32 protein-coding genes are annotated in these 26,522 nt (G+C 51.5%); 23 read left to right on the plus strand and 9 right to left on the minus strand.

Annotation, left to right across the window (positions count from 1 at the left end; all coding sequences use genetic code 11):
* The first annotated feature begins 104 nt into the window (after positions 1–104).
* Together rsmD and JK216_RS04295 are read left to right on the plus strand one after the other, a co-directional pair.
* A complete protein-coding gene (rsmD, locus tag JK216_RS04290) occupies positions 105–704 on the plus strand; it encodes a 16S rRNA (guanine(966)-N(2))-methyltransferase (protein WP_212711380.1) in 600 nt (199 codons plus the stop codon).
* Positions 705–706: 2 nt separating this feature from the next.
* Positions 707–976: a DUF1145 family protein gene (locus JK216_RS04295; RefSeq protein ID WP_212707353.1), complete on the plus strand. Its 270-nt coding sequence runs from the start codon at positions 707–709 to the stop codon at positions 974–976.
* 31 nt (positions 977–1,007) lie between these two features.
* Here the strand turns inward: JK216_RS04295 and JK216_RS04300 are convergent, their stop codons facing one another.
* Entirely contained in the window at positions 1,008–1,367 is a 360-nt protein-coding gene (locus JK216_RS04300; protein WP_212707352.1) for a DUF2500 domain-containing protein, read from the minus strand.
* Between the two features lie 170 nt (positions 1,368–1,537).
* Between JK216_RS04300 and JK216_RS04305 the strand changes: the two genes are divergently transcribed.
* Positions 1,538–2,167: a lysoplasmalogenase family protein gene (locus JK216_RS04305; RefSeq protein ID WP_212707351.1), complete on the plus strand. Its 630-nt coding sequence runs from the start codon at positions 1,538–1,540 to the stop codon at positions 2,165–2,167.
* Between the two features lie 49 nt (positions 2,168–2,216).
* Here JK216_RS04305 and tusA read toward each other — a convergent pair whose 3' ends face one another.
* The gene (tusA, locus tag JK216_RS04310) at positions 2,217–2,462 is read right to left on the minus strand and encodes a sulfurtransferase TusA (RefSeq protein WP_212707350.1); all 246 of its coding nucleotides are present in this window, start codon (positions 2,460–2,462) and stop codon (positions 2,217–2,219) included.
* 224 nt (positions 2,463–2,686) lie between these two features.
* On the opposite strand from tusA, the gene JK216_RS04315 reads away from it, so the two are divergent.
* From JK216_RS04315 to hemB, 4 genes are all read left to right on the plus strand, one after another.
* A complete protein-coding gene (locus tag JK216_RS04315) occupies positions 2,687–3,352 on the plus strand; it encodes a 7-cyano-7-deazaguanine/7-aminomethyl-7-deazaguanine transporter (RefSeq protein ID WP_212707349.1) in 666 nt (221 codons plus the stop codon).
* A gap of 113 nt (positions 3,353–3,465) precedes the next feature.
* Positions 3,466–4,020 carry a DcrB family lipoprotein gene (locus JK216_RS04320; RefSeq protein ID WP_212711381.1) on the plus strand — a complete coding sequence of 185 codons (555 nt, stop codon included), beginning with the start codon at positions 3,466–3,468 and terminating at the stop codon, positions 4,018–4,020.
* Between the two features lie 301 nt (positions 4,021–4,321).
* Complete coding sequence (proP, locus tag JK216_RS04325) at positions 4,322–5,827, plus strand: glycine betaine/L-proline transporter ProP (protein ID WP_212711382.1); 1,506 nt, start codon at positions 4,322–4,324, stop codon at positions 5,825–5,827.
* A gap of 122 nt (positions 5,828–5,949) precedes the next feature.
* Positions 5,950–6,933 (plus strand): porphobilinogen synthase, encoded by a 984-nt coding sequence (gene hemB / locus JK216_RS04330; protein WP_212707346.1) that lies wholly within the window; start codon positions 5,950–5,952, stop codon positions 6,931–6,933.
* Positions 6,934–6,999: 66 nt separating this feature from the next.
* Here hemB and JK216_RS04335 read toward each other — a convergent pair whose 3' ends face one another.
* From JK216_RS04335 to pptA, 3 genes are all read right to left on the minus strand, one after another.
* The gene (locus JK216_RS04335; RefSeq protein WP_212707429.1) at positions 7,000–7,662 is read right to left on the minus strand and encodes an epoxyqueuosine reductase QueH; all 663 of its coding nucleotides are present in this window, start codon (positions 7,660–7,662) and stop codon (positions 7,000–7,002) included.
* A gap of 221 nt (positions 7,663–7,883) precedes the next feature.
* Positions 7,884–8,438 carry an NADPH-dependent FMN reductase gene (gene ssuE / locus JK216_RS04340; protein ID WP_212707345.1) on the minus strand — a complete coding sequence of 185 codons (555 nt, stop codon included), beginning with the start codon at positions 8,436–8,438 and terminating at the stop codon, positions 7,884–7,886.
* Positions 8,439–8,593: 155 nt separating this feature from the next.
* The gene (gene pptA, locus JK216_RS04345) at positions 8,594–8,824 is read right to left on the minus strand and encodes a tautomerase PptA (protein ID WP_212707344.1); all 231 of its coding nucleotides are present in this window, start codon (positions 8,822–8,824) and stop codon (positions 8,594–8,596) included.
* Between the two features lie 321 nt (positions 8,825–9,145).
* On the opposite strand from pptA, the gene JK216_RS04350 reads away from it, so the two are divergent.
* The 9 genes from JK216_RS04350 to JK216_RS04390 all read left to right on the plus strand — a co-directional run bounded on the left by JK216_RS04350 (position 9,146) and on the right by JK216_RS04390 (position 16,640).
* Positions 9,146–9,475, plus strand: coding sequence for a glycine dehydrogenase (locus tag JK216_RS04350; protein ID WP_212707428.1), 330 nt, complete (start codon positions 9,146–9,148; stop codon positions 9,473–9,475).
* A gap of 73 nt (positions 9,476–9,548) precedes the next feature.
* Positions 9,549–9,911, plus strand: coding sequence for an SFCGS family glycine-rich protein (locus JK216_RS04355; RefSeq protein WP_212707343.1), 363 nt, complete (start codon positions 9,549–9,551; stop codon positions 9,909–9,911).
* Between the two features lie 3 nt (positions 9,912–9,914).
* Positions 9,915–10,211: a DUF4312 family protein gene (locus JK216_RS04360; RefSeq protein ID WP_212711383.1), complete on the plus strand. Its 297-nt coding sequence runs from the start codon at positions 9,915–9,917 to the stop codon at positions 10,209–10,211.
* Positions 10,212–10,232: 21 nt separating this feature from the next.
* Positions 10,233–11,009, plus strand: a complete 777-nt coding sequence (locus JK216_RS04365; protein WP_212707341.1) for a DUF4311 domain-containing protein — start codon at positions 10,233–10,235, stop codon at positions 11,007–11,009.
* Positions 11,010–11,022: 13 nt separating this feature from the next.
* Entirely contained in the window at positions 11,023–11,667 is a 645-nt protein-coding gene (locus JK216_RS04370; RefSeq protein ID WP_212707340.1) for a DUF4310 family protein, read from the plus strand.
* A 73-nt stretch (positions 11,668–11,740) separates the two neighbouring features.
* Positions 11,741–12,874 carry an amidohydrolase/deacetylase family metallohydrolase gene (locus JK216_RS04375; RefSeq protein WP_212711384.1) on the plus strand — a complete coding sequence of 378 codons (1,134 nt, stop codon included), beginning with the start codon at positions 11,741–11,743 and terminating at the stop codon, positions 12,872–12,874.
* Positions 12,858–13,985 (plus strand): DgaE family pyridoxal phosphate-dependent ammonia lyase, encoded by a 1,128-nt coding sequence (locus JK216_RS04380; protein WP_212711410.1) that lies wholly within the window; start codon positions 12,858–12,860, stop codon positions 13,983–13,985. Before JK216_RS04375 ends, JK216_RS04380 begins: the two co-directional genes overlap by 17 nt.
* Positions 13,976–14,716, plus strand: coding sequence for a KDGP aldolase family protein (locus JK216_RS04385; RefSeq protein ID WP_212710306.1), 741 nt, complete (start codon positions 13,976–13,978; stop codon positions 14,714–14,716). The genes JK216_RS04380 and JK216_RS04385 overlap by 10 nt, the downstream gene beginning before the upstream one ends.
* A 22-nt stretch (positions 14,717–14,738) precedes the next feature.
* Positions 14,739–16,640 carry a PRD domain-containing protein gene (locus tag JK216_RS04390; protein ID WP_212711385.1) on the plus strand — a complete coding sequence of 634 codons (1,902 nt, stop codon included), beginning with the start codon at positions 14,739–14,741 and terminating at the stop codon, positions 16,638–16,640.
* Between the two features lie 14 nt (positions 16,641–16,654).
* On the opposite strand, the gene dnaC is transcribed toward JK216_RS04390, so the two are convergent.
* Together dnaC and dnaT are read right to left on the minus strand one after the other, a co-directional pair.
* Positions 16,655–17,395: a DNA replication protein DnaC gene (gene dnaC, locus JK216_RS04395; RefSeq protein ID WP_212707336.1), complete on the minus strand. Its 741-nt coding sequence runs from the start codon at positions 17,393–17,395 to the stop codon at positions 16,655–16,657.
* Entirely contained in the window at positions 17,395–17,940 is a 546-nt protein-coding gene (gene dnaT / locus JK216_RS04400; RefSeq protein ID WP_212707335.1) for a primosomal protein DnaT, read from the minus strand. The genes dnaC and dnaT overlap by 1 nt, the downstream gene beginning before the upstream one ends.
* Positions 17,941–18,126: 186 nt before the next feature.
* Between dnaT and JK216_RS04405 the strand changes: the two genes are divergently transcribed.
* From JK216_RS04405 to JK216_RS04430, 6 genes are all read left to right on the plus strand, one after another.
* Complete coding sequence (locus JK216_RS04405) at positions 18,127–18,699, plus strand: DNA-3-methyladenine glycosylase I (protein WP_212707426.1); 573 nt, start codon at positions 18,127–18,129, stop codon at positions 18,697–18,699.
* Between the two features lie 112 nt (positions 18,700–18,811).
* A complete protein-coding gene (locus JK216_RS04410; protein ID WP_212710304.1) occupies positions 18,812–19,834 on the plus strand; it encodes a LacI family DNA-binding transcriptional regulator in 1,023 nt (340 codons plus the stop codon).
* 149 nt (positions 19,835–19,983) lie between these two features.
* The gene (locus JK216_RS04415) at positions 19,984–20,733 is read left to right on the plus strand and encodes a sugar phosphate isomerase/epimerase (RefSeq protein ID WP_212710303.1); all 750 of its coding nucleotides are present in this window, start codon (positions 19,984–19,986) and stop codon (positions 20,731–20,733) included.
* A gap of 118 nt (positions 20,734–20,851) precedes the next feature.
* Positions 20,852–21,832 (plus strand): glyoxylate/hydroxypyruvate reductase GhrB, encoded by a 981-nt coding sequence (ghrB, locus tag JK216_RS04420; RefSeq protein WP_212707331.1) that lies wholly within the window; start codon positions 20,852–20,854, stop codon positions 21,830–21,832.
* Between the two features lie 100 nt (positions 21,833–21,932).
* On the plus strand, positions 21,933–23,186 hold the full coding sequence (locus JK216_RS04425; protein WP_212710328.1) for a valine--pyruvate transaminase: 1,254 nt from the start codon (positions 21,933–21,935) through the stop codon (positions 23,184–23,186).
* Between the two features lie 28 nt (positions 23,187–23,214).
* Positions 23,215–24,132: an EamA family transporter gene (locus JK216_RS04430; RefSeq protein WP_212707330.1), complete on the plus strand. Its 918-nt coding sequence runs from the start codon at positions 23,215–23,217 to the stop codon at positions 24,130–24,132.
* Between the two features lie 49 nt (positions 24,133–24,181).
* Here JK216_RS04430 and ibpA read toward each other — a convergent pair whose 3' ends face one another.
* On the minus strand, positions 24,182–24,607 hold the full coding sequence (gene ibpA, locus JK216_RS04435; protein WP_212707329.1) for a small heat shock chaperone IbpA: 426 nt from the start codon (positions 24,605–24,607) through the stop codon (positions 24,182–24,184).
* 266 nt (positions 24,608–24,873) lie between these two features.
* Here ibpA and JK216_RS04440 point away from each other — a divergent pair, with 266 nt between their 5' ends.
* On the plus strand, positions 24,874–25,239 hold the full coding sequence (locus JK216_RS04440; protein WP_212707424.1) for a YceK/YidQ family lipoprotein: 366 nt from the start codon (positions 24,874–24,876) through the stop codon (positions 25,237–25,239).
* Here the strand turns inward: JK216_RS04440 and JK216_RS04445 are convergent.
* Entirely contained in the window at positions 25,214–26,473 is a 1,260-nt protein-coding gene (locus JK216_RS04445; RefSeq protein ID WP_212707328.1) for a DUF3748 domain-containing protein, read from the minus strand. The two genes, JK216_RS04440 and JK216_RS04445, sit on opposite strands and share 26 nt — an antisense overlap.
* Positions 26,474–26,522 lie beyond the last annotated feature (49 nt).

Raw genomic sequence — 26,522 nt, forward strand, 5'->3', positions numbered from 1 at the left:
TCTATCATTTTCCTGGCATTGCATTACAGCACCCTTTTTTACCGTTTCTTATCACGCCGCTGCCCGTTAAACTAAGCAACAAATTATGAAGAGTTGTGATTGAAATGAAGAAACATTCCCGGGCACCGGCAGGTGCCGGACAAATACGAATTATTGGCGGACAATGGCGAGGCCGGAAACTTCCGGTCCCGGAAAGTGCCGGGCTGCGGCCAACCACTGACCGGGTACGGGAAACCCTGTTCAACTGGCTGGCGGCAGACCTGCCACAGGCCCGTTGCCTGGACTGTTTTGCCGGAAGTGGTGCTCTGGGTATCGAGGCATTGTCACGTTATGCGGGACATGTCACCTTAGTTGAGCTGGAACCTCAGGTGGCGCGTCAGCTGACAGAGAATCTGCGTACCCTTAACAGTAGCGCCGGACAGGTAATACAGGCAGACACCCTGCGCTGGTTAGGGACTCCCGGTCAGCCGTACGATATTGTGTTTATCGATCCCCCTTTCCGTAAAGGACTGCTGGCACAGACAATCACCTTACTGGATACCGGCGGCTGGCTGGCCAGCAATGCCTTGATCTATATTGAATGTGAAGTGGAACAAGGCGCTCCGCAGGTACCTGCCAGCTGGCAACTGCACCGTGAGAAAGTGGCAGGTCAGGTCGCTTATCGCCTCTATCATCACTCTGCACCGGACTCTCAGGGAGAATAATTATGTTACTTATCGGCGGACGTATCCTGATGCTGTTTGTCTGGGCTTTTTTACTGATGAATATAGTGCATCCGGCCCCGAAACCATTGAAATACTTTATTGATGTGGCACTGTTTTTTATGGTGGTGATGCACGGCCTGCAGCTGGTTTTACTGCGTGCCACCCAGCCCAAAGACGGGCCGGCACTCGGCGGTCTGACTCAGTTGAAAATATTTTTTTTTGGCGTTTTTGAACTGCTGGCTTGGCAGAAGAAAAATTATCCTAAACACTGAGCGACTCCGTCAACGGAACGCCACTCCCTGATCAGTGGCCGCCGGCGGTAAAACCGATAAAACGGGTGCCCTGCATACGTAAGGCGCCCGTTGTCCCGACCCTGCACTGATTATACTGCTCCTCTGACATCTGTACGCTGAAGTCATCACCCACCGGTTCGCGGCGGAACGTCACTTCATAACGCACTATTTCACCGGCAATCACTTCTCGTTGTCGTGAACGCCGGTTATCAGCCGTAAAGTCGCGTTTACTGACCACCAGCGCCTGTTGTGTAACCACCGGTGACGCATCATTCAGGGCATTTTCACTGCGTTGTCTGAAAAACTGCCGGCCGGCCAGCAGAATAATAGCAACGATGACGATAATAAAAATAAGCGGTGGTTTACTCATCAGGCCTCCGGGGCAGTGCGCAGGAAGAAATAAAATCTGTATTATTTTTCCTGTATTTTTCATCATTCACAGTAATAATCGCTGGCAGTGGCCGAAAGTCAAAGGGTATCGCGGATAGCACCGCTCTTGCCCGTTACCGGCCAGATTCGAAAAGGATTAAGGAAGAGCATATGCTTTGGTCATTTCTTGCAGTACTGTTTTCCGGATGGCTGTATATTGACGCCTCTTACCGTGGCCCGCGCTGGCAGCGCTGGTTGTTTAAACCCGTAACTTTTCTGCTAATGCTGGCATGGGCATGGCAGGCCCCTGTCCGCTCGGTCACGGATTATTTACTGATTGGCGGACTGGTTGCCGCTATGGCTGGCGGGGTCCTGAGTCTGTTGTCACGTCCGCAACTGGTCTACGCCTTCGGTACCATGTTCCTGTCGTATTTACTGTATACGCTCAGTCTGACCCGCGGGATAACCCTGACGATTTACTGGCCTGTCCCGGTAGCCCTGCTGGTCGCCGGTCTGCTGGTACTGATGACCATTCGTAAGCAACTGGACGAGCTCTGCTGGCCGGTATGCACCATGCTGACCATGGTATTAGTGATGTGCTGGCTGGCGATCCTGCAATATGTCAGCCTGCAAACCGATCAGACGCTGTCTTTAATGGCCGGGGCCATTTTACTGTTACTGGCGAATTTTTGCTGGTTAATCAGTTTTTTCCGTCATCGTTTCCCGGCCGACAGAGCAATTTATGAAGCCTTATTTATCCTCGGCCACTTTATGATTATTCGTTCCCTGTGGCTTTCCTGATACAGACCCGCAGGCAGACACCGTAATTTTTGTCTGCGGTGCTGTTGTCTCAGAGACCTTTTTTTACCAGATAATGAAAAGGCAACTGCGCGGTGTCCTGTTCCAGCAAGGTATGTTCCATAAAACGACAAAACCCCGGAATATCGCGTGTGGTTGCCGGATCATCGGCAATAATTAATAAAGTCTCACCTTCCTGCATATAACGAATGGTTTTACGCACCATCATTACCGGTTCGGGACAACGCAGACCCAGCGCATCGAGGGTATGATCGGCGCTACTGAAGAGATCACTCATGACGTACTCTGATAAACATAAAGGATGGTTATTCTACCCCGCGCCCGGCAGCCAGACAAACGCCTGAGGTGCGGTGATCAACAGAGACTTTCCTTGCATTGTCTCGCCAGGCAGGTAACATGCGAGCGGTTTATTGTACACTGTAATGCCGGAAGACTGCCTGCGTTCACGCAGCCCTCCGGCCGATATATGGGTTCCCTCACCCCAACCTAAAAAGGCCAGCTATGATCACCTTTACTCCCCGCCAGCAATGGTTTGCCGGTGTCGTTTTGTCTGTATTTCATTTACTGATTATTACCTCAAGTAATTACCTGGTGCAGTTGCCCGTCGATATTTTCGGGTTTCATACCACCTGGGGTGCATTCAGTTTTCCGTTTATCTTCCTCGCCACTGACCTGACGGTACGCATTTTTGGTGCACCGCTGGCCAGACGCATTATTTTGCTGGTGATGCTCCCTGCTCTGGGGGTTTCTTACGTTGTGTCCTGTTTTTTTTATCAGGGCAGCTGGCAGGGCTGGGATTCACTGCAGCACATCAATGTCGTCGTCGCCAGAATAGCGCTGGCCAGCTTTATGGCTTATGTTCTGGGACAAATACTGGATATTTACGTATTCGACCGGCTGCGCCGCCTGTCCCGCTGGTGGCTGGCTCCGGCTGCGGCAATGTTTCTGGGAAATATCAGCGATACACTGGCATTTTTCTTTATCGCATTTTATCACAGCAGTGATGCGTTTATGGCTCAGCACTGGTTCGAAATCGCCCTGGCGGACTACAGTTATAAGATATTTATTTGCCTGGTCTTTTTCCTGCCTGCCTATGGTGTGCTGCTGAATGCTATCCTGAAAAAGATGTCCGGCAGGACGCAACAACCCGCGGTCAGTTCAGGTTAACACTGAATGACCGGGTCTGTGACAACAGCTAAGATTTGGTGACAATCAACGGATTGCTTTTCCCGTTCATTTTCGTTGTGATCACCCGATGTGAAATATAAAAAGGAATTCAGATGAGCAAGTTACTTAAATACCTCAGTGTCGGATTACTGGTCATCGGTCTGGCTGCATGTGACCAGAAGAAAGAGGATACTGCCGGGCAGCATGCCGCCGCCAGCCAGCAGGATCCACAAACCGTGACCCTGGCTGGGGGAAAACTGAGTTTCACCCTGCCATCAGGAATGACAGATCAGACCGGGAAACTCGGCACCACCGGCAATAACATGCATGTTTATGCAAACAATAATGGGCAACAGGCGATTATCGTGATTACCGGTGATAACACCAGTGAAGCACTGGATGTACTCAGTCAGCGGCTGGAACAACAGCAGCGCAACCGTGACCCGCAGTTGCAGGTCGTCTCTGATAAAGAAATTACCCTGAGTGGTCACCCGGCGCAGCAGCTGGACAGCGTTATTTCTGCCAAAAACCAGACAAACTGGTCAACGGTGGTGATGACCAAAGTTGACGGAAAACTGATTACTCTGCAAATCTCATTACCTGCCGATAATCAGGCCCAGTCACAAACTACCGCCGAAAATATTGTGAAAACAATTACACTGAAATAATTTTCAGTGACGATTATCACGCCTCGTCAGGGCGTGATAATCCTGTTCTGTCAGTGAGACACATACCTGCCATTTCCCCCTGACTTCTCCATAACGACCAAAAAATACCCAAAATATCTTTTAGTATACAAAAAGGCTATACTTAACCGTTCATTACAATAATAAGTCCGTTAATTTATTGTACGATCAGGGTGGTCCGAAACGACAATTTGCATCTATGCTTACTATCGCCGGTAATATTTTTACACATCGATTACCGGGGATCATGCTGATAACTTATGAACAAAATACAGGTATTCATATGAAATTGCGTAGGAAGCGTATAAAACCCATTGGGATTGATGACGTCACCATTATCGATGACGCCAGGTTGCGGAAGGCGATTACTGCTGCATCGCTAGGCAACGCCATGGAATGGTTTGATTTCGGGGTTTATGGATTTGTTGCCTTTGCATTAGGTAAAGTATTTTTCCCTTCAGCATCTCCCGGTATCCAGATGATTGCGGCTCTCGCCACCTTCTCTGTTCCGTTCCTGATCCGCCCGTTGGGTGGGCTGTTCTTCGGTATGCTCGGCGATAAATACGGCCGACAGAAAATCCTGTCCATCACTATCGTCATTATGTCGATCAGTACTTTCTGTATAGGACTTATCCCCTCATATGCCTCCATCGGTATCTGGGCACCGATCCTGCTGTTAATTGCTAAAATGGCGCAGGGGTTCTCCGTCGGCGGAGAATATACCGGAGCATCTATTTTTGTTGCCGAATACTCCCCTGACCGTAAACGCGGTTTTATGGGTAGCTGGCTCGACTTTGGTTCCATTATCGGCTTTGTCCTCGGTGCAGGGATTGTGGTGCTTATCTCTACCATCGTCGGTGACGAAAAATTCATGGAATGGGGCTGGCGTTTGCCGTTCTTCCTGGCATTACCGTTAGGGGTGGTCGGGCTCTATTTACGCCACGCCCTGGAAGAAACGCCTGCGTTTCAGCAGCATGTGGATAAACTTGAGCAAGGCGACCGTGAAGGGTTACAGGATGGTCCGAAAGTCTCATTCAGAGAAATTGCCACCAAACACTGGAAAAGCCTGTTGTCCTGTGTCGGTCTGGTGATTTCGACCAATGTGACCTATTACATGTTACTGACCTATATGCCCAGCTATCTGACCCATAATCTGCATTATTCAGAAGATCACGGGGTACTGATCATCATTGCAATAATGATTGGTATGCTGTTCGTTCAGCCGGTAATGGGTATGCTCAGTGACCGTTTCGGGCGTCGTCCGTTTGTAATTATCGGCAGTATTGCCCTGCTGATTTTTGCGACTCCGGCGTTTATGCTGATCACCAGTAATGTACTCGGACTGATCTTTGCAGGGCTGCTGATTCTGGCAGTGATCCTCAATGCCTTTACCGGCGTCATGGCTTCTACCCTGCCGGCAATGTTTCCGACCCATATCCGTTATAGTGCGCTGGCCTGTGCCTTTAATATTTCGATTCTGGTTGCCGGTCTGACCCCGACACTCGCCGCCTGGCTGGTGGAGGCGACCAATAACCTGTTTATGCCGGCTTATTATCTGATGGTTATCGCGGTGATTGGCTTACTGACCGGTATCTTTATGAAAGAAACCGCCAACAAACCTTTAAGCGGTGCAACACCGGCAGCTTCTGATCTGGCAGAAGCCAGAGAGATTCTGCAGGAACACCACGACAATATCGAACACAAAATTGAAGATATTGACGAGGAAATTGCCCGCCTGGAAGCTAAACGGAAAACCCTGGTACAACAGCATCCGGACATTAACGAGTAATCCCCTCTCCCTCAGCGGGCCCCCGCTGAGGGATATTATGTAACAATTATTGCGGCTTACATCGTCTCTGCTGGTTAAAAGGAGTAGACTGGAATCACATTTTAATCAGTGCCGGGTATAGTATGTCCGATTTCTCTCTTGTGCAGCGTCCAAGAAGGCTGCGTAAAAACTCATCTGTCCGTGAACTCTTCAAAGAAACCTCTCTGAGCCTGAATGATCTGGTATTGCCAATCTTTGTCGAAGAAGGGCTGGATGATTATCAGCCAATCACGGCCATGCCTGGCGTGGTACGAATTCCTGAAAAGCGGCTGGCCTATGAAATAGAGCGTATTGCCCGGGCAGGGATCCGTTCAGTGATGACCTTTGGCATCTCTCACCATCTGGATGACACCGGCAGCGACAGCTGGGCAGAGAATGGCCTGGTCTCAAGAATGTCACGTATCTGCAAAGACACGGTGCCGGACATGGTGGTTATGTCAGATACCTGCTTCTGCGAATATACCTCTCATGGGCACTGCGGGGTCCTGTGCAACGGTGCGGTACATAATGATCAGACGCTGGTTAACCTGGGTAAACAGGCGGTTGCCGCAGCCTCTGCCGGTGCTGATTTTATCGCCCCTTCCGCAGCGATGGATGGCCAGGTAAAAGCGATCCGTCAGGCGCTGGATGCTGCCGGATTTACTGATACGGCCATTATGTCCTATTCCACCAAATTTGCGTCTGCCTTTTACGGCCCGTTCCGCGAAGCCGCCGGCACAGCACTGAAAGGGGATCGTAAAACCTATCAGATGAACCCGATGAACCGCCGCGAGGCTATCCGTGAGTCACTGATTGATGAGGCTGAAGGGGCCGATGCGCTGATGGTGAAACCGGCCGGTGCCTATCTGGATATATTGCGTGATATTCGCGAACGTACTGATTTACCGCTGGCGGCGTATCAGGTCAGTGGTGAGTATGCGATGATTAAATTCGCTGCTCAGGCCGGTGCTATCGATGAGCAGAACGTTGTTCTGGAAAGCCTGGGCGCTATAAAACGCGCCGGTGCCGATATTATTATGAGTTATTTTGCTCTGGAATTAGCTGAGCAGAAAATTCTGACCCGCTAATCGCCGGCAGACAGAGCAGCACAAAAAAAGGCGTCCGCGGGGACGCCTTTTCACTGACCGGAAAAATTATTTTTTATTCTCCGGTTCGTAATACTGTACCCCGATGGTAATACGTTCACGGCCCGTCGCTACACGGTGACGGTTAGTGTCACGCAACGAGTAGATACAGCCACAATATTCCTGCTGATAAAAACGTTCCCGCTTACTGATATCGATCATCCGGGCGGAGCCACCGCCTTTACGCCAGTTAAACTCCCAGTACATCATGTCCGGATATTTTTCCGCCGCACGGACACCGCAACCATTGATTTGCTTCATATCCTTCCAGCGGGAAATCCCCAGCGACGAAGTGATCACCGGGAAACCATGCTCGTGGGCATATAATGCAGTACGCTCGAAACGCATATCGAAACACATCGTACAGCGTTCTCCGCGTTCCGGAGACCACTCCATTCCTTTAGCCCGCTCAAACCAGTTGTCACGGTCATAGTCCGCATCCACAAAAGGCACACCAAATTTCTCGGCAAACCGAATGTTTTCTTCTTTACGTAATTCGTATTCTTTCAGCGGATGGATATTCGGATTATAGAAGAAAATGGTGTATTCAATCCCCGATGCCAGCATGGCTTCCATCACTTCCCCGGAGCAAGGGGCACAGCAGGAATGCAGTAATACTTTATTATGACCACCTGGCAGAGGAAGTGGTTTTCTTTCGATAGCGTCAGACATACTCAGATTTCCAAAACGTAGCAACAGCGAAAAAGCGTCATCAGGGTCAGTGCCCGGATGTAAAGTATACAGCATATTGTTATAGGATTTTATTCAATACGCCAGTACGGAATAGCAAAAACGCCATTTTTTCGCGGAACCGCGCCGTTCAGCAGAGTACAACTACCGCACAATGAGACGGGTGACAGACACGGACGGCCGAAACGACCGTCGCGTATCGGTCAGGCAACAAGCTCAGCAGACACCCTGTGCAAACGGTTCAGCGCATTGAGAAACGCGTCCAGTTCATCATTGAGCCGTGTGAGGATCACATCATCAATCTGTACATCCCTTTCTCCAGGGATGATTTGCGAATCGTTGGCAAAAACCCCATGCAGAATATCCCTGGCTTTCAGGGCACCCAGCACCGGTTTAAGTGCATAATCGATTGCCAGCATATGCGCATGACTGCCGGCAGTCGCCACCGGTAATACTACTTTATTTTCCAGTGCCCGTTCAGGTAACAGATCCAGTACGGTTTTTAATGCTCCGGAGTAAGACGCTTTATATACCGGCGTTGCAATAATCAGTCCCTGCGCACTGGCAAGGTCTTCTTTAAACAGAGAGATTGCAGGTGCATCAAACCGGGCCTGAATTAAATCCGCGGGCTCAAAATGCTGAATATTCCACGGCAGGACTTCGACCCCCCGGGATTCAAGTATTTTCTGGCTACGTGTCAGTAATGCCGCAGAGCGCGAAGGAAAACGCGGACTTCCGGCTAAAGTCACTACCCGCATGACTGTCCCCTTATCAGTGTGTTGTTTTCAGCAGAAAATGTGTCCACAGCATGACAGAATTACCGGTTAAGGAAAAATAATATATCCGGCAAAGCTATTGCCGGATATGAATAATCCGTACCGCCGGCTACGCGGATGGCTGTTATGCGGTTATTTTATAGCTGATAGCCGGGTTTCTTTATCAGTTGATCCATCTGTGGCGCAATTTGCGTATCCCAGACCGTGGATTTCCAGTTTTCCTGCGGCACATATTTCAGTGCAATACTGACCGCTGAATCACTGCTGTTCAGATGTTCCTGTAACACTGCGGTCATGGCCCCGGCCAGGGCTGTTTTTTGCTCATCAGTTAACTCACGTGGAAAAGACTGTATTTCAATATGCGGCATAACCGGCTCCTGTCTGAATAGATAATACGCTGTATAAGGCGACGGTTCCGATAATGACATCAGAATCTGTCACAGGAAAGTCCACATCCGTTATACACACGTGGCTGCTGCGTCAGGAGCATTCTGCCGCCATAACAGAATTAGATAATCCGTTGGTGTATGCGCTGTTTTTTTGTGCGACTGATCATCTTCACCGCGACTTTTTCCACAGCCAGCAGGAAAAACTGCCGGCTACACAGCCCCGCTGCCACAGGCTACTGTATTGATTCCGTAAACAGGGATTCAGTGTTCTTCGCGAAACAGCAGGCAAAAGGAGTCACTATGGAGCAGGCAGCAGCAATGACAGATCAGCAACTCGCCATTCAGGGACTTGCCGACCAGATAATGTCACAGATTCACTGCCTGTTTACCGCCTCAGGTATCCATCCCACCGCGGTACAGCAACAGATGTTGCAATCACACGTTCAGGCCATGGCTCTGCGCTCACGAACCGGCGAAGCCTTGCCAGTGGTCGACAGGGAGCTATTTGATGAAATCTCCCCGGCGTCAATGGCACTGGCCACCAGCATCGTCAGCCTGTTCGGTAATCTGCCGCAGGAAGAAGCATGGCTATTATCGGTTCATTTCGAAGTGGCCAGAGAATCCCCCTGAGGTTTTGTCGCCTGCAGCCACGCCTGAAAAACAGTACAGGCGCGTTATCCCCCCCCTCAATAAGGAAGAAAATATGTCAAAGGTGATCGTAGTGATTGGAGACCGTCTGGGCAAAGGTCAGAAAGTCGCGGCCGGGGTAGAAAAAGCGGGAGGTACCGCCATCGTGATTGCCGGCGTTGCGGCAGATATGAAGCTGGGCGAAACCATGCATGCGCAGGGTGCATCATTCGGCCTCTCCTTTTGCGGCAGCGGCGGCGCAGGAGCGATTACCGCCCGGACAACATATGGGTATCCGGCAAAGTATGGCATGCGTTCGGTTGACGAGGGTGTCACGGCGATTAACGAGGGAAACAAAGTGCTGGGCTTCGGTTTTATGGATCAGGAAGTACTCGGAGAGCGGCTGGTGCAGGCCTGGATAAAAAAATACGGTGGATAGCCGATGAAGGAACAATTTGTCACCACCGTCAGGGTCAGGGGAAACGGTATCAGCAAAGTCAGTGCCTTTACTGATGCCCTCGGCCAGGTACAGAGGACGGTATTGTTATCGACACGTAAAGTGTTACTGCGCATTGAACCCCGGGAAGTGAAAGTGATTCAGGCCAATTATCAGTGTAAGCGTGAGCGATTTTTGTTCTTTTTCCTGGCGAGAAAACGTTACCGCTACAGTATTGAGCTGGAAATTACCGCCAGTGTTTCTGCCGTTGATACGGAAAGTATCAATTTCACCCTGCAGTAGCTCTGCGACGAGGAAAGCACTATGTTTTTACTCATTTTATTTAAATCACTGATTATTGGCGGTCTGGTGGGCGCGGGGGTCGGTGCCGGGGCAGCGCGTATGTTTCATGCGCCGGCGACACAAGGTATGGGAGCATTCAGAACGTTAGGTGAGCTTAATTCCTGTGCCGGTGATCCTGCTTCTCATTTCTCCTTCGGACTGGGGTTTTTCTTTAATGCCTGGGCATCCTCGGTCGCTGCGGGTGCATTCACCCAGGATGTTGACCATCGTATTATCCCCAACTGGGGAGCTGCCGTTCTGCTAATCAGCAACCGTAATGTCGCGAAAACCCTGCACGATCCGAAAAAAATGACCCTTGCCTGCACCCTGATCGGGATGCTGGTGGTGACATTTCTCAATTCGACGGCTTCGGCGGTGCCGGCGGCGCTGCAGGTTACGGCGGTGAAAGTACTGGTCCCGGCGGCCAACCTGCTGGTTAACACGGTTATGCCGGTGATCTTCTGGCTGGCAGCGATCGATGCCGGTAAAAAGTCTGGCCTCTGGGCCACGGTTTTTGGCGGGTTATCCCAGCTGATCATGGGGAATGCTGTTCCCGGTGTCGTACTGGGGATCCTGATTGGTAAGGGTGTGGAGGAAAGTGGCTGGAACAGGATCACTAATATTATGATGGCCGCCGTTATCGTCCTGTTTGCCATGAGCGCTTTCTTCCGCGGATTCGATATCCAGATGTTGCAATCCTTCCGGCTGGATGTTCCTGGCTGGCTGGGAGCTCTGCATAACCTGCTGAACGGTAAATAGGAGACTTATCACCATGGAATCGTCACAAGACAACTTCTGGTACGCCGACCGCGCGTTTCCTCTGTTTGTCGGCCTGCTCTCTGCCGGTGTCTTCGCCGGAACCCATATGTACTACGTCTATGGTATCGGGGCATTTAATGAGGTGGCCTTTGTTTCAATGCTGCGTTCCGGGATAGAAACCGGTGTCTATGGCGCTGTCGCCGCATTCGGTGCCAGTTTCCTGTTCGCCAGGATAATCGAAGGTTCACTGGTCGGTATCCTGGATATCGGTGGCGCAATCCAGACCGGTATCGGCCTGGGGGTACCGGCTCTGCTGCTGGCCGCAGGGATCACCTTACCGGTGACCAGCTTTCTGTTATCTCTGGTCACCGGTTTTCTGCTCGGGCTGGCGATTGGCTACATTATTATCCTGGCAAGGAAATTCACGATTAATAACAGCCATTCAACCTACGGTGCTGACGTCATGATGGGGGCCGGTAACGCATCAGGCCGTTTTCTCGGGCCACTGATTATTCTGTCAGCCATGGCAACGTCCATACCGATTGGCCTCGGGTCACTGGCCGGTGCACTGCTGTTTTATCTGTGGGATAAGCCGATTACCGGCGGTGCTATTCTCGGTGCAATGTTACTGGGTACCCTTTTCCCTGTCTCTCTGTGAGTGCGGCGGCTCTGCTTCCCGACGGATGATCATGACGGAGGCAGAATGATTGTCTGACGGATAAGGAGTTCTGATGTTTGATTTTATCATTCGCGGTGCGCGTCTCGGTGACGGGAAACTGGCAGATATCGCGGTACAAGAGGGCAGGATTGCGGCACTCGGGCAGTTTCCCGGTAATGCTCTCAGGGAATACCCGCTGAATGGCCGTTACCTGGTCAGTGCCGGCTGGATAGATTGCCATGTGCATTGTTACCCGCCATCACCGGTTTATCATGATGAACCGGATAAGGTCGGTGTGGAACAAGGGGTCACCACCATTATTGATGCCGGCAGTACCGGTGCCGATAACATCGGCGATTTCTATCAGTTAACCCGAACGGTCCGTACCTGTGTCTATGCCCTGCTGAATATTGCCCGCTGCGGTATTGCCCGACAGGATGAACTCTCCGCACTGTCACTGATTGATAATACTGCCGTCCGGCGGGCAATACAGGATTATCCGGCGTTTATTGTGGGCCTGAAAGCCCGGATGAGCAGCAGTGTCGTCGGAGATAATGGCATAACGCCCTTATTAATCGCCCGCCAGATGCAGCAGGAAAATCCCGGCTTGCCCCTGATGGTTCATCTGGGAAATGCGCCGCCCGGGCTTGATGAGATTACCCGGCAGTTGCGACAGGGCGATATTATTACCCATTGTTTTAACGGCAAACCCAATCAGATACTTACCCCCGACGGGGGATTGAAAACCTCTGTCAGCCATGCATTGCAGCGCGGCGTCCTGCTGGATGTCGGGCATGGCAGTGCCAGTTTCGTTTTTGAGGTGGCGCGTACAGCGATTGGCCGGGGGATTTTGCCCGATACCATCAGCTCCGATATTTACTGCCAGAACCGGCGACAGGGCCCGGTCCGGAGTCTTGCGCGGGTAATGTCCGCATTTCTTCATCTCGGGATGACCCTCTCGCAAGTCCTTGACCGTGTAACTTGCCATCCGGCCCTTGCGCTGAATTTACAGGGAAAAGGCCGCCTGGCGCCAGGCGCGGATGCTGACCTGACTATTTTTGATCTCAGCAGGGACCGGCAACAGTTTACTGATGCGGAGGGCAATATCCTGGATGGCGAGTATCTGCTACGGCCGCTGGCAGCCATTACCGGCGGGCACTGGTGTATAACTGATGAAGGAAAAAAAAACCATGTCTTCAGTGTATGAAAAATACGGACTGAAAGAGGTGATTAATGCCTCTGGCCGTATGACTATCCTCGGTGTTTCAACCCCGGATGATGATGTTATCCGGGCGGTCAGTGACGGTCTGAGCCACTATTTCGAAATGCAGGCACTGGCAGAGAATAGCGGGCGATATATTGCCGGTTTACTCGGGACCGAAGATGCCGTGGTCGTATCCTGTGCTGCGGCCGGTATCACTCAGGCCATCGCCGGAGTCATCGTCAAAGATGATCCCTGGTTACTGGAAAACCTGCACACGGCACCATTACAGGTTCCCCATGAAATAGTGATAGCCAAAGGGCACAACGTGAATTTTGGCGCTCCCGTAGGTACCCTGGTGGCACTGGGCGGCGGACAACTCAAAGAAGCCGGTTACGCTAACCAGTGCACGCCCGCACAGCTGGCGATGGCCATTACTCCGCGAACGGCGGCTATTTTATATATCAAATCCCACCATTGTGTGCAGAAGAGCCATCTTAGTATTGAACAGGCGGTCACAGTCGCCAGACAACACCATGTCCCGCTGATCGTCGATGCCGCCGCCGAGGAAGACCTGCAGTATTACTCTCACTGTGGTGCTGACCTGGTGATTTACAGTGGTGCGAAAGCCATTGAAGGACCAGCCAGCGGGTTGGTGGCTGGCCGGCAGCAGCCCGTCAGATGGGTGAGGCAACAATCATCCGGCATCGGACGTGCCATGAAGGTCGGCAAGGAAAGTATTCTTGGCCTCAGCAAGGCGATAGAGCGTTACCTGCAACGCAGCAGGCCCGCCATGGCCGATATGGAAGCAAAAATGGCGCCTTTTATCCGCCAGCTTAATACGCTTAGCGGTGTTGATGCCAGTGTGGTGTATGACACCGCAGGCCGCCAGATTGCCCGGACGCGGATTCAGTTTGATAAAACAGTGACCGGCCAGACGGCCGGACAGATCCTTCAGCAATTACAGGAAGGCGATATTGCTATCTATTGCCGCGGTTATAACGCCAGCGAAGGCAGTATAGAAGTGGATGTACGCAGTATCAGTACCACACAGCTGACTTTTATTTTCCAGCGGATTACTACCATCCTCAACGGAGAAAAAATCCTATGTCCCTGACCACTCATTTTTATCAGAATCGGGTCTGTCTGAATGTACTGGCCGGTTCGAAAGAAAATGCCAGGCAACTCTGGCTGGCGGCAAAAGGTTATGTACTGATTGGGGTCTTATCTAAAAAGTATACGTCGGTCGACAGTGCTGTGGCAGATATGCGCGAGTATGCAGCCGTCACCGAAAATGCCCTGTCAGTGGGTTTAGGGGGCGGAGACCCGCAACAATCAGCGATGGTCAGTGCGATTGCTGCCCGGCTTCAGCCGCAGCATGTAAATCAGGTTTTTACCGGTGTTGCGACCTGCAGGGCTTTACTGGGGCAGACGCAGACCATTGTCAATGGGCTGATCTCCCCTGCCGGTATTCCGGGCCAGGTAAAAATATCTACCGGTCCCCTGAGTTCACGGGCGGCGGATGCAATTGTGCCCGTGGCCAGTGCCATTGCATTGCTCAGAGACATGGGGGGAAGTTCGGTAAAATATTTCCCGATGGGCGGCCTGCAGGCGATTGATGAGTACAAAGCGGTTGCCGAAGCCTGTGCTGATCAGGGGTTCTGGCTCGAACCGACAGGGGGTATCACCCTGCAAAATTATCCGGCAATCCTGAAAATAGCGCTGGATGCAGGGGTCGAAAAAATTATTCCGCATATTTACAGTTCGATTATTGATCCGCAGACAGGTAACTCGCGCCCGCAGGATGTGGGTAAGCTGCTTGAGATGACAATGCAGCAATTAGGCTGATAACCTCCGGAGAAAGGAAACCGTGAAATTCCCTAGTCAGCGCATTGCGCTGCTCTTTGAACAGTTGCAAAACGAAGTACTGCCGCCGGATGAACTGGCGAGGCGGCTCACGGTTTCCACACGTACACTGCGTACGGACATCACCTGTCTGAACCAGTCACTGGCTGACTACGGTGCCCGCTGCCGTCTTATCCGCGGAGCGGGCTACCAGTTGCAGATTACGGATAAAACCCGCTTCAGTCAGTTGCCGCAGAGCACCCGGCCGGATAATGTCCCGCGTTCTCCTGCTGCCCGGGTACATTATTTACTGCACCGCTTTCTCACGGCCAGCGGGGCGGTAAAGCTGGAAGAGCTGGCCGATGAATGTTTTATCAGCCGCGCGACCCTGCAAAGTGAAATGGCAGAAGTACGCCAGACATTCCACCGTTACCGGCTGACCATAGAAAACAGGCCAAGGTATGGCATGAAATTGTTCGGTAGTGAACGGGCGCTCCGTCATTGTCTGACTGACTTTTACTGTCAGCAGATCCAGCCTGATAATGCCATCACCCTGTTCAGCCCGGAGATAAACCCGGCACTACCCGATATTCTCCACCAGAGTTTCAGCCGCTATAACATCCGTATGAGCGATAATAATGTCCTTTATCTGCAGTTATATTGTAGTATTTCGCTGCAACGCCTGAAAGCGGGATATCGGCTTGATGATTTTACCGCCGATGATATGGCCCCCGAGGTACGCCATGCCGCACGGCAGATTATACGCCAGCTACTGCCCGGCGGGTCAGAGGTCCCGGAAGCCGAGGAGACCTGTCTCGGTATCAACATTGCCGCCCGTCGTCACGGAGAAGACACAGTCAGCCTCTGGTTTCCTGATGAAAGCCTCCGGCTGATGAATGCTATTCTGAGTTATATCGGCCGGCATTATAATTTTGACCTGTGTCACGATACACAGTTATGCAGTGATCTTCTCGCCCATATCCGCACTATGCTGACCCGCGTACGTTACCAAATTACCATCCCGAATCCCTTACTCAGCAATATCAAACAGTATTACCCGATGGCCTATGATATGACCCTGGCTGCGGTCTCTGAATGTGCCGGGAAAATGCATTACCCGATCAGTGAAAATGAAATCGGATTTCTGGTTCTGCATATCGGGGTCGGTCTGGAAAGACTGTCTCCGTCGGGTAAACAATATCAGCCGCAAGTCCTGGTGGTCTGTAATACCGGTCAATCAACTATCAGGGTCATCGAAGCTCTGCTGCTGCGTCGCTACCCGCAGATTATGATCAAAAAGACGGTTACCCTGCGAGAGTATCAACAGCAGTCTGTCATTGAAGAAGACTTTGTTATCTCCACCGTACGTCTCAGTACCAAAAATAAACCGGTCGTCGTAATGTCACCCTTCCCGAGTGAATATCAGTGGGAGATGATTGGTCGTCAGGTATTTACAGATCGTACCTGGCCACGGATGCTGGAACGTTTTTTTGATGCCCGTCATTTTATGATCCTCAGCCAGCCGCTGACCCGTGCAGAACTGTTCCGCAGAGTATGTGATCAGTTACAGCAGGAAGATATTGTTGATGAACACTTTTATGCTTCGGTGAGCGAACGTGAGCAAATTGTCAGTACGCTGCTGGGTGAAGGTATTGCCCTGCCTCACGCCATCGGGCTGCAAGCCAAAAAAACCGTGGTTTATACTTTGCTGGCACCAGACGGTGTGCCCTGGGGAGAAGAACGGGCCTATGTCATTTTTTTGCTGGCGATCAGTAAAACCGAATATGCAGAAATCATGGCGCTCTATGAACTGTTTGTCGCTCTGATGTGCCGGAAATCTGCATTATTACTGCGACACTGCAAAAATTTCTCCGATTTTACCCTGACAACCCTGCAATGTTTACATCAGTCGGTGACGGAGCACTGACTCCCGGCCACGGCTTAGTACTCATCACCCCGCACCCGATCACGGTAGCTATCCCAGTCAAAACGCACCCACATACTGTTCCCCAGCCGCATACGATCCATCACACGTTCACCCAGTAATGCGTTCATCCCATCGTGATTGAGGTTAGAAAGCATACCGGTCGGCCGTTTAGAAGAAGAACGACGATCAACTATCTGGTTAATAATAACCTTTTCATAGCGCGATTCTGTCTGCATACCGATTTCATCAATCACCAGCAAATCCACACTACTCAGATCATGGATCAGCCCTTCTTCGGTCAGGTCGCTGTCGCCGCTAAAGGTGCCTTTCATATTGGACATAAGATCAGCGACTGTCACAATCAGTACACTCTTACCCCGTAAAATAAGATCGTTACCTATTGCCGCTGCCAGGTGATTTTTGCCGGTACCGGGACGACCGGAAAACACAAAACTGGCAATACTGTGTTCAAATTCAGCGGCGTACTGTCTCGCCATGGCCAGGGCCTTACCCTGTGCTTCACATTCCACACGATAATTATCAAATGAGCAGTTAATATGCAGCTCTCTGATCCCGGAACGCCCCATAATACGCTGCATTTTCATCGCACGATTTTCACGCACAATTGCCTGCGAGCGCAGCAAGCCTTGCTGCTTATTCCACGCCAGTAACTCCTCGCCACTGGTAAATTTAGGCTGGATCCCGGCAGGCATTAATCTTTGTAAACGACTGAAAAGATTTTCCGGTGTTTTCATTATTCCCCCCTGAAGCCATTAGGTGTCTGACGGTCCGGTTCTGCTACCCCGGTCAGGTCACGGCGTCCCTGGCTGTATTTAGTCACTCTGCCTGTCTGCAGAGAGCGGGCCAGTTTCTGCTGCCACTGGACATGATGAAACACCCGTCCTTCAGCCTGCCAGTAAGCGACAAATGAGGCCAGCTCTTCATCGGTAACTGGTTCACTCAGGGCTATTCCCCACAGTGCTGCCTGACGCTGAAAATCTTTATCAGGCTGCCAGCCGGCAAACATCGGAAACTTACCGGCCGGAATACGTAAGGCGGCGGGCGATGCCGCTTGCGGGTCAAAGAACTGTTCATCCAGCACGATATCCGCCGGTCGTTGCAGCGCAGTTTCCGCAGCTAACAGTTCTGCCAGCCGCTCAGCGGTCAGCGCATACATCACCGGGGCATTCTGGTTAAATACCGCAAGCGTTCCCTGCCCGGCGCTTTGCAGTGCAGAAACGGGATCCTGGCTGAATTCATCCAGCCCGATGATTGATGAGGCTAAAATTTTAACCGGCATAGCAGAACCTGATGTTATAGAATTTTCTGTTCAGGGTATGAATGACACCACCGAACCACCGGCAGATAGTGTATCAAGTTTGTCGTCGCGGATCGCAAAAACATGAGATCAATATGACGGCCAGAAAGACACTGTCTGGCGGTAACGGGCAGGCTCGGCACTCACTGGCAGGAGAGAAGAATGGTGATTACACGTTGTGGCTGGGTCAGTGATGACCCGCTTTATATTGCCTACCATGACCATGAATGGGGCGTCCCCGTTAAAGATCCGCAGCGCTTATTTGAAATGCTGTGCCTCGAAGGTCAGCAGGCCGGTCTGTCGTGGATAACCGTACTGCGTAAGCGCGAGGCCTACCGGCGATTATTCCACCAGTTTTCGGCCCGTAAAATAGCCGGCATGACTGATGACGATATTGAACAACGCTTGCGCGATCCCTCAATAATTCGTCACCGGGGGAAAATAACGTCACTGCTTACCAATGCCAGGGCGATGCTGGCGATGGAGTCGGCCGGTGAGCCATTCAGTGATTTTTTATGGGGATTCGTCAATCATCAGCCACAGGTGAGCCGCTATGCCTGCTATCGTGACGCACCGACCACCAGCCCTCAGGCAACCCGCCTGTCCGCGGCCCTGAAAAAGCGGGGGTTTACCTTTATCGGACCGACCATCTGCCATGCATTTATGCAGGCGACAGGTATGATTATCGATCACCAGACGGACTGTTTTTGCCACCAGGATAACCTCCCCTCCGGTCAGTGAATGCCGGTAAATAACCCGATGAACGTACTGCAGGGTCGAATCTCTCCTTACAGACAGGCATAATTAACCCAAAGGATCCGCTTTCCTGCGGGTTTAACAGGAGACAGACGGAATGACCAGCAGGCCAGCAAGAGCCACAATCAGCGACGTCGCCAGAGCCGCGGGCACAGGTAAAACCAGTGTTTCCCGCTACCTTAATGGTGAGCTGGATATATTATCTCCCGCGTTAAAAGAACGCATCGCGCAGGCAATTGCCGCCCTCGATTACCGGCCAAGCCAGATGGCTCGCAGCCTGAAACGCGGCCGGACACGACTGATTGGTCTGATTATTGCGGATATCACCAATGCCTATTCAGTTGAGATAATGTGCGGCATTGAAGCCGCCTGCAGAGACTATGGCTTTACCCTGCTGATGTGTAATACCAATAACGAACTTGCCCTGGAGCAATACTATATCCAGTTGCTGAGCAGCTATCAGGTGGAAGGAATTATCGTTAATGCTGTCGGCATGCGGGAAGAAGAACTCGGCAGGTTACAACAATCGCGCCTGCCGATGACCCTGATTGATCGGAAAATTGCTGATTTCGATTGTGATGTTATCGGCCTCGATAACCATGAAGCGTCAGAAAAAGTGACCCGTCATCTGGCTGATAATGGATACACGGCTCTGTTGTTTATCAGTGAACCCATTGGCAGCGTCAATACCCGCCGTGAAAGACTTGAGACTTTCCGGCAGACAATCGCTGCCTGTCCCGATGTCGAGGGTGAAAATGCGGAGATTGCCCTGCATCAGACATCGGAGCTGAGTCTTTGTCTGAAAGATTTCCTGCACCGTCACCGCCATCAGCGCTGTGCCATTATCTCCGCTAACGGGCCGCTGACATTACAGGTGGTGAAAGCGTTGCAGGCGCAAGCGGTTGTCACCGGTACCGATGCCGGGCTGGTCGGGTTCGATGAAATGAACTGGTCTTCACTGGTCGGGAGCGGTATTACCACCCTGAAACAGCCAACCCACCAGATTGGTTACAGGGCACTGCAAAGCGTCATTCACCGGATTAAACATCCGGACGCTGAAAAAACAGAACAATTTTTTAGTGGTGAACTGGTGGTACGCGGCTCCAGTCAGCCACTCTGAAATACACTGCTGCAGTAATAATCAGTCAGTTTTGAGATATACATCTAATATTTTGTTTTCCGCCTGGTGGAACCGATACCATTCGGATAGAAATAGCGTATAAGTGAGAAATTCTTAATGCATGACTGATAAAGCATAAGGGGCAGAACATGGGAGCTGAGATTATTGTCGTTACCGGAGCATACGGTAAACAGGAAGTACTGGCTGCCGGAGGCCAGCGGGCTTTTCTTCCGGTTATTGAGCAAGCCGGAGCTGACGGTGTCGAAATCCGCCGTGAGCTATTTTCTGACGATGAACTCAGCAGGCTGCCTGCTCTGGCGGCCGATATCGCCCGTCACCGGCTAACCGCCTTCTATTCAGTACCGGATACATTGTTCACCGCACCCGGAGTAATCAACCCCGGCCTGCAGACCTACTTTGAGGAAGCCGCAATACTCAATGCCGGGGTACTGAAATTATCCCTCGGGTACCCTGCCGGAGATGTCACCCGACAACAACTGACAGCGGCAATTGAAGCCTGTCCGGTCCCGATTGTTATTGAGAATGATCAGACGGCTGGCGGAAAAATCGCACCGATGGAAGATTTTTTCTTCGCTTTCAATGGTATTGAAAAACTGCAGGGCATGACATTCGACACAGGCAACTGGCGATGGATCGGGGAATCTCCCGAACAAGCCGCCAGCCGGTTAGCCCCCTATGTCAGTTATATTCATGTCAAAGTCGCCATTCCGCACCCTTCGGGCTTTCAGGCCGTTCCGCCCGATGAGCATGACAGCCAGTGGCGCGAGTTACTGGCTGCCCTGCCCGCCCGCGTACCGCGGGGCATCGAATTTCCATTATCAGGCGGCGACTTAACTGCGGTCACCCGTCGCTATGTCAGTTTGCTCCGGCAAGACTGATCGGTGCACAGTCCGCTGAATATTCCCGGCTGATTACTCCTCTGTTTTCCGGAACCACCGATAATGTCGGTACGGGACCCGCGGTATAACTCAACCAGTAATGATAAAGAGAGACTGAATGAAACCTTCCGTAATACTTTATGAACCATTACCCGCTGATTTGCGCAGTCAGCTGGAAGCCCGTTACCAGGTCACCGAAGTCAGCAATCTGGACAGCCACACCATTGCCAGTCATGCAGCTGCATTTTCTGAGGCTGTGGGCCTGCTGGGTTCCGGCAGTAAAGTCGATCAGGCCTTACTGGAGCAGATGCCGGCATTGCGCGCCTGTTCAACAATTTCTGTCGGTTACGATCTGTTTGATCTTGATGCACTGGATGCGCGCCGGATTGCATTAATGCATACCCCTACCGTATTGACCGAAACCGTCGCTGACACGGTGTTCGCACTGATCCTCGCCAGTGCACGCCGGGTGACCGAGTTGGATAGCTGGGTCAAAGCCGGCGAATGGAAAAAAAGTATTGGCCCTGAACACTTTAGTATTGATGTGCACCATAAAACTCTGGGTATTGTTGGCATGGGCCGTATCGGGATGGCCGTCGCACAACGTGCTCATTACGGCTTTGGTATGAATATCCTGTATAACGCACGTAAACACCACCCGCAGGCAGAATCACGGTTTTCTGCAAAATATTGTGATATTAATCAGCTGCTTGAACAGAGTGATTTTGTGTGTGTTATTCTGCCGCTGACTGAACAAACCCGGCATTTAATCGGCGAAGAACAACTGTCCCGTATGAAACCCAGCGCGATATTGATCAATGCCGGCCGGGGGCCTGTCGTTGATGAGCAGGCCCTCACCCGGGCACTGAAAAACCACACCCTCTATGCCGCAGGGCTGGATGTCTTTGAACAGGAACCTGTTCCGGCAAATGCAGAACTGCTGAGTTTACCGAATGTGGTTACGCTGCCACATGTCGGTTCGGCGACCCATGAAACACGTTACGGGATGAAACGTGATGCCGTGGAAAATCTGATTGCGGCGCTGGACGGTAAGCTGGAAAAAAACTGTGTAAATCCTCAGGCGGTTAATCCGGCCTAGTTTTCCGCGGAATACGGAGAAAACATCAATATAATCATTGCGCCCGCCAATGGCGGGCGCTATGGTGAGATTACCACCGATTAACCAACTATTGTCCTCTATGCACTTTTCTCAGTTCGGTAACAAATTTACCCGTCAGACCGGTATTTCCCGTTTAATGGAAGATATGGGGGCGGGTTTACGTACCCCGGGTACCGTGATGCTCGGCGGCGGTAACCCTGCAAAAATTCCGCAGATGGATGAATATTTTCAGCAATTACTGGAAGAGATGCACCAGAGTGGCACACTGACAGAAGCGCTGTGTAACTATGATGGCCCGCGCGGCAAAGACAAGTTACTGGAAAGTCTGGCAGCAACACTCAGGCAACGTCAGGGCTGGGATATTTCTGCCAAAAATATTGCACTGACTAATGGCAGTCAGAGCGCTTTTTTTTATCTGTTCAATCTGTTTGCCGGTAAACAGGCTGACGGAACAACACGTAAAGTCCTGTTCCCTCTGACCCCGGAATACCTGGGCTATGCCGATGCGGGTCTGGAAGAAGATCTGTTTATCGCCGCCAGGCCGGCCATCCGCCATCTACCGGAAGGGCAGTTCAAATATCATATCGATATGGACAACCTTACTGTCGATGACAATATTGGTCTGATCTGTGTCTCACGACCCACCAACCCGACAGGTAATGTGATTACCGATGCAGAGGTGCTGGAACTGGATAAGCTGGCACAACAGCATAATATTCCGCTATTGATCGATAATGCCTATGGGCTGCCTTTTCCGGGTATCATTTTTACCGACGTCAATGCCGTGTGGAATCAGAACATTATCCTGTGTATGAGCCTGTCAAAACTGGGGCTGCCCGGCGCAAGGTGCGGGATCATTATCGCCAGCCAGCAGACAATCACGGCTCTGGGGAATATGAACGGTATTATCAGCCTGGCCCCGGGCAGTGTCGGACCTGCGATTGCCCACCAGATGATCTGTCGTAATGATTTACTGGAATTATCAGAGCAGGTGATCAAACCCTATTACCGTCATAAGGTCGCAGAAACTATCGCACTGATCCGCCGCCACATTCCGGAAGAACGCTGTCTGATCCATAAACCGGAAGGCGCTATTTTCCTCTGGCTGTGGTTCCATGAGCTGCCGGTCACCACCGAAACACTCTACCATCGCCTGAAAGCGCGCGGTGTACTGATGGTGCCGGGGCATTTCTTTTTCCCCGGATTGCAGGACGAATGGGCCCATACCCATCAGTGCATGCGAATGAATTATGTGCCTGATAATGCAGAAATCGAACGGGCAGTCATTATTCTTGCTGAAGAGCTGGATAAATTATATTCATTAGCAGGTTAGTTAACCTTCTGATTCCACAGGTTTACTTATGCGTTCTAAAGATTTTATCCTGGCACTCTGCGTGGTGATTATCTGGGGTGTGAATTTCGTTGTTATCAAAGTCGGCCTGGACGATATTCCGCCCTTTCTGCTCGCCAGCCTGCGCTTTGCGCTGGTGGCCTTTCCTGCCTGCCTGTTTATTCGCCGGCCGGCAGTGCCTTTCAAATGGCTGCTGGCCTATGGACTGACCATCAGTTTCGGTCAGTTCGCTTTTCTGTTTCTGTCGATTAAGCTCGGGATGCCCGCCGGGCTCGCGTCGCTGATCCTTCAGGCGCAGGTATTCTTTACGCTGTTATTCGGGGCCCTGTTTCTCAGGGAATCACTGCGCTGGTATAACATTGCGGGCTTACTGATTGCTGTCTGCGGAATGATTTTTCTGGCAGAGCACAGTCTGACAGGAACAGGCACTGTCGGTATGCCACTCATCGCATTGCTGTTCACTCTGGCGGCAGCGGTCTGCTGGGGACTGGGAAATATCACCAACAAAGTCATTATGCGCCATTATCCGGTGCCCGCCATGTCACTGGTGGTATGGAGTGCGTTTATTCCGTTACTGCCGTTTATGCTCTGTAGCTGGTGGTTCGACGGTATCGACACCATCCAGTACAGCCTGACACATTTTTCTTTTACGGGTGTATTCGCGGTCATCTATCTGTCACTACTGTCGACGATTATAGGCTATGGATTATGGGGCAGCTTACTGGCCCGTTATGAAACCTCACGGGTGGCCCCCATGGCTTTACTGGTCCCGGTCGCAGGGATATTCAGTGCAGCCTTACTGTTACACGAATCTATGAGTCCTGCACAGATCTCCGGCATTATGGTGATTATCGCCGGGCTGCTGGTCAATACCTTTGCCGGAAAGCTACAGCAACGACTCACCGGGAACCTAACGAATAACAGATAAAAAAACGCCGCATTTCTGCGGCGCTTAATCAGAGCATACTCAGCAACCATTAAACCGCTGAGTGACTGATTTCGATGCGGCGGGGTTTGGCTTCTTCCGGAGTAATACGTTCCAGGTCGATGCTCAGTAAACCATTCTCCAGCCGTGCATCACGCACCAGGATATGATCAGCCAGCTGGAACTTACGCTCGAAGTTACGCTCAGCGATCCCCTGATACAGGTATTTTTTCTCACTCTGTTCTGTGGGGTGAGAGCCACGGACCATCAGCATATTATCGTGAAACGTAATATCCAGTTCTTTCTGCGAAAAGCCGGCAACGGCAATAGTGATCCGGTAGTGGGTATCATCTACCAGTTCGACATTGTACGGAGGATATCCGCCATTAGACTGGTTCGGATTAGATTCCAGCAGATTAAATAAACGGTCAAAACCAATAGCAGAACGATATAACGGGGATAAGTCAAAATTACGCATAACAGACTCCTGAATGTCAGCAAGTATTGTTCACCTTCCCTGAGGGACAGGCTGATAACCTCCGGATAACCCTGATGGCGAAATCCGGAGCCTTACTCATATAGTGGGGTCGATCGCATTTTTTTCAAGCAAAAAGATGTTTTTTTGAGCCAGTGACCACGAATTGACTTACACTCAGGGAACCTTGACCGCAATATGCGCGCTTATCTGCAACGATTAACTCTGTCTGAAATATCAGGCTGCGGGAATGAAAAGGGATGATGATGATGAAAACCAGAAACAGGATTCCGGCAGCAGGCGTAATTGTCTGGTGTGCGTTTTCGTCCACTGGCTGTTCCAGTGTGATGTCACATACCGGGGCTGACCAGGGATATTATCCGGGGACCCGGGCAAATACCGAAATCCTTAAAGATGATAATACCCGCTGGCCAATTAAAACGCTGGCAGTCGTTGATTACCCCTTTTCAGCCGTAATGGATACCCTGTTACTGCCGTGGGATTACTTTCGCGAAGACACAGGTAAAAGCGGTACATCACTGCGGGCCAGGGTGGCAGAAAGTGAACGTCTGGCGAAAACCCGTGAATCACTGCCCGCCAGCAGCACTGCTACAATACAAAACCGTCCACAATAAACAGCTGCCGCCAACCGTTAATATCCCGCATAAAGGCGATTTTTTCACCATCCGGAGACCAAACCACAGCATCGCCACAGGGTGCTGTTGTGGTACGTTGAGTCACCCGCCGGCAATCTCCGGAGTCAGGATCACAAATCATCACACTGTTATCGCAGATAAAAGCGACCCGCCGGACCTGCGGATGCCAGTTAACCACCGAGCTGATACTGTGGGGTAAATCCGTAATCTGTTGCGGGCTGCCACCCGCAGGAGAGACACCCCATAACTGAATGATACCCCGGGTGTCTGCCATCAGAAATGTCACCATACTGCCGTCAGGCGAGGTTCGCAGCCAGTGGCGCGGCTGTAGTGCAATTCCCCGGCTATAGGTCAGCCTGCGTTGCGTAACGCCGGCAGGAGGGGCGGGTAACCGGCTCCCGGTCCCCTGTAACGGGTATTCACCGGCCACCGCAAAATCGGCCGGGTCGTCAGGTAAATCGACAATAAAAATCTCCGGGACCTTCTTTCCTTCAGTCGACAGTGTATCCCCGATAAAGACCAGCGCTCTGCGCTGCCATTCACCGCTGGCTTTCCGGTAGCCCTTATGCCCGACCCAGCCTTCTTCATAGGCGCGATTAATCTGATCACTGCCGGGATCAGGAAACGGGGTGGTCTGGCTGACAATGACGCAAAAGTGGCTGCCATCGTGTCCGCGCGGGTGCTGCCTGCTGACGATCACCGGATGCAGGGGAACCGCGACTCCGACATTCCGTAAATCTTCAGCCGTGGAACGTTGATGCATCACATGGTCATTATAGGTAAAGCTGAGAAACTCACCGTCTGCATCAAACATATGCACGTGACTGCCACCACGTAACGCACCCGCCGTATAAGGCGGTGTAATATCACAGCCATCAAGGGTCACGGCCTGACCATCACTAATAATCACCCCGCGACGGTGGTGAAAATCGTAATACCAGCTCTGATCAGGATTTTCCGGCCCGTGAATACAGACATAACGTTCAGGTAATTGCGGGCTGCAACTGACTACCCCGACACAGGCACCTTGTGAGGCCCGATAGATCACTTCCCTGACCCCGGTCGTTATATTTACACGTTCCACCGTCTGGCTGTTAAAGGTTGCATCCGGCGGGCGCACATCAAACACCAGCCACTGGCTGTCGGGTGTCCATATCTGAGCATTTGTCAGTTGATGATGACGGGATTCAAAAGTCAGTTGTCTGTCCGGCATGGCCTGTTCCGCATGAGTCTTGGGGGTAAGGGAATATGCAATATTCTGC

This window comes from Tatumella sp. JGM94 (assembly GCF_018257595.1).
Classification (GTDB): domain Bacteria; phylum Pseudomonadota; class Gammaproteobacteria; order Enterobacterales; family Enterobacteriaceae; genus Tatumella; species Tatumella punctata.

Bases quoted from the DNA above. Each gene is read 5' to 3' on its own strand.
- JK216_RS04295 (WP_212707353.1), top strand. From the start codon at position 707: ATGTTACTTATCGGCGGACGTATCCTGATGCTGTTTGTCTGGGCTTTT.
- ghrB (WP_212707331.1), top strand. From the start codon at position 20,852: ATGAAACCTTCCGTAATACTTTATGAACCATTACCCGCTGATTTGCGC.
- JK216_RS04300 (WP_212707352.1), bottom strand. From the start codon at position 1,367: ATGAGTAAACCACCGCTTATTTTTATTATCGTCATCGTTGCTATTATT.
- hemB (WP_212707346.1), top strand. From the start codon at position 5,950: ATGTCCGATTTCTCTCTTGTGCAGCGTCCAAGAAGGCTGCGTAAAAAC.
- JK216_RS04365 (WP_212707341.1), top strand. From the start codon at position 10,233: ATGTTTTTACTCATTTTATTTAAATCACTGATTATTGGCGGTCTGGTG.
- JK216_RS04385 (WP_212710306.1), top strand. From the start codon at position 13,976: ATGTCCCTGACCACTCATTTTTATCAGAATCGGGTCTGTCTGAATGTA.
- pptA (WP_212707344.1), bottom strand. From the start codon at position 8,824: ATGCCGCATATTGAAATACAGTCTTTTCCACGTGAGTTAACTGATGAG.
- JK216_RS04355 (WP_212707343.1), top strand. From the start codon at position 9,549: ATGTCAAAGGTGATCGTAGTGATTGGAGACCGTCTGGGCAAAGGTCAG.
- JK216_RS04380 (WP_212711410.1), top strand. From the start codon at position 12,858: ATGTCTTCAGTGTATGAAAAATACGGACTGAAAGAGGTGATTAATGCC.
- JK216_RS04415 (WP_212710303.1), top strand. From the start codon at position 19,984: ATGGGAGCTGAGATTATTGTCGTTACCGGAGCATACGGTAAACAGGAA.
- JK216_RS04315 (WP_212707349.1), top strand. From the start codon at position 2,687: ATGATCACCTTTACTCCCCGCCAGCAATGGTTTGCCGGTGTCGTTTTG.
- JK216_RS04360 (WP_212711383.1), top strand. From the start codon at position 9,915: ATGAAGGAACAATTTGTCACCACCGTCAGGGTCAGGGGAAACGGTATC.
- JK216_RS04430 (WP_212707330.1), top strand. From the start codon at position 23,215: ATGCGTTCTAAAGATTTTATCCTGGCACTCTGCGTGGTGATTATCTGG.
- JK216_RS04445 (WP_212707328.1), bottom strand. From the start codon at position 26,473: ATGCCGGACAGACAACTGACTTTTGAATCCCGTCATCATCAACTGACA.
- rsmD (WP_212711380.1), top strand. From the start codon at position 105: ATGAAGAAACATTCCCGGGCACCGGCAGGTGCCGGACAAATACGAATT.
- JK216_RS04320 (WP_212711381.1), top strand. From the start codon at position 3,466: ATGAGCAAGTTACTTAAATACCTCAGTGTCGGATTACTGGTCATCGGT.
- proP (WP_212711382.1), top strand. From the start codon at position 4,322: ATGAAATTGCGTAGGAAGCGTATAAAACCCATTGGGATTGATGACGTC.
- JK216_RS04375 (WP_212711384.1), top strand. From the start codon at position 11,741: ATGTTTGATTTTATCATTCGCGGTGCGCGTCTCGGTGACGGGAAACTG.
- ssuE (WP_212707345.1), bottom strand. From the start codon at position 8,438: ATGCGGGTAGTGACTTTAGCCGGAAGTCCGCGTTTTCCTTCGCGCTCT.
- JK216_RS04350 (WP_212707428.1), top strand. From the start codon at position 9,146: ATGGAGCAGGCAGCAGCAATGACAGATCAGCAACTCGCCATTCAGGGA.
- JK216_RS04370 (WP_212707340.1), top strand. From the start codon at position 11,023: ATGGAATCGTCACAAGACAACTTCTGGTACGCCGACCGCGCGTTTCCT.
- JK216_RS04305 (WP_212707351.1), top strand. From the start codon at position 1,538: ATGCTTTGGTCATTTCTTGCAGTACTGTTTTCCGGATGGCTGTATATT.
- ibpA (WP_212707329.1), bottom strand. From the start codon at position 24,607: ATGCGTAATTTTGACTTATCCCCGTTATATCGTTCTGCTATTGGTTTT.
- JK216_RS04335 (WP_212707429.1), bottom strand. From the start codon at position 7,662: ATGTCTGACGCTATCGAAAGAAAACCACTTCCTCTGCCAGGTGGTCAT.
- dnaC (WP_212707336.1), bottom strand. From the start codon at position 17,395: ATGAAAACACCGGAAAATCTTTTCAGTCGTTTACAAAGATTAATGCCT.
- dnaT (WP_212707335.1), bottom strand. From the start codon at position 17,940: ATGCCGGTTAAAATTTTAGCCTCATCAATCATCGGGCTGGATGAATTC.
- JK216_RS04410 (WP_212710304.1), top strand. From the start codon at position 18,812: ATGACCAGCAGGCCAGCAAGAGCCACAATCAGCGACGTCGCCAGAGCC.
- JK216_RS04440 (WP_212707424.1), top strand. From the start codon at position 24,874: ATGAAAACCAGAAACAGGATTCCGGCAGCAGGCGTAATTGTCTGGTGT.
- tusA (WP_212707350.1), bottom strand. From the start codon at position 2,462: ATGAGTGATCTCTTCAGTAGCGCCGATCATACCCTCGATGCGCTGGGT.
- JK216_RS04425 (WP_212710328.1), top strand. From the start codon at position 21,933: ATGCACTTTTCTCAGTTCGGTAACAAATTTACCCGTCAGACCGGTATT.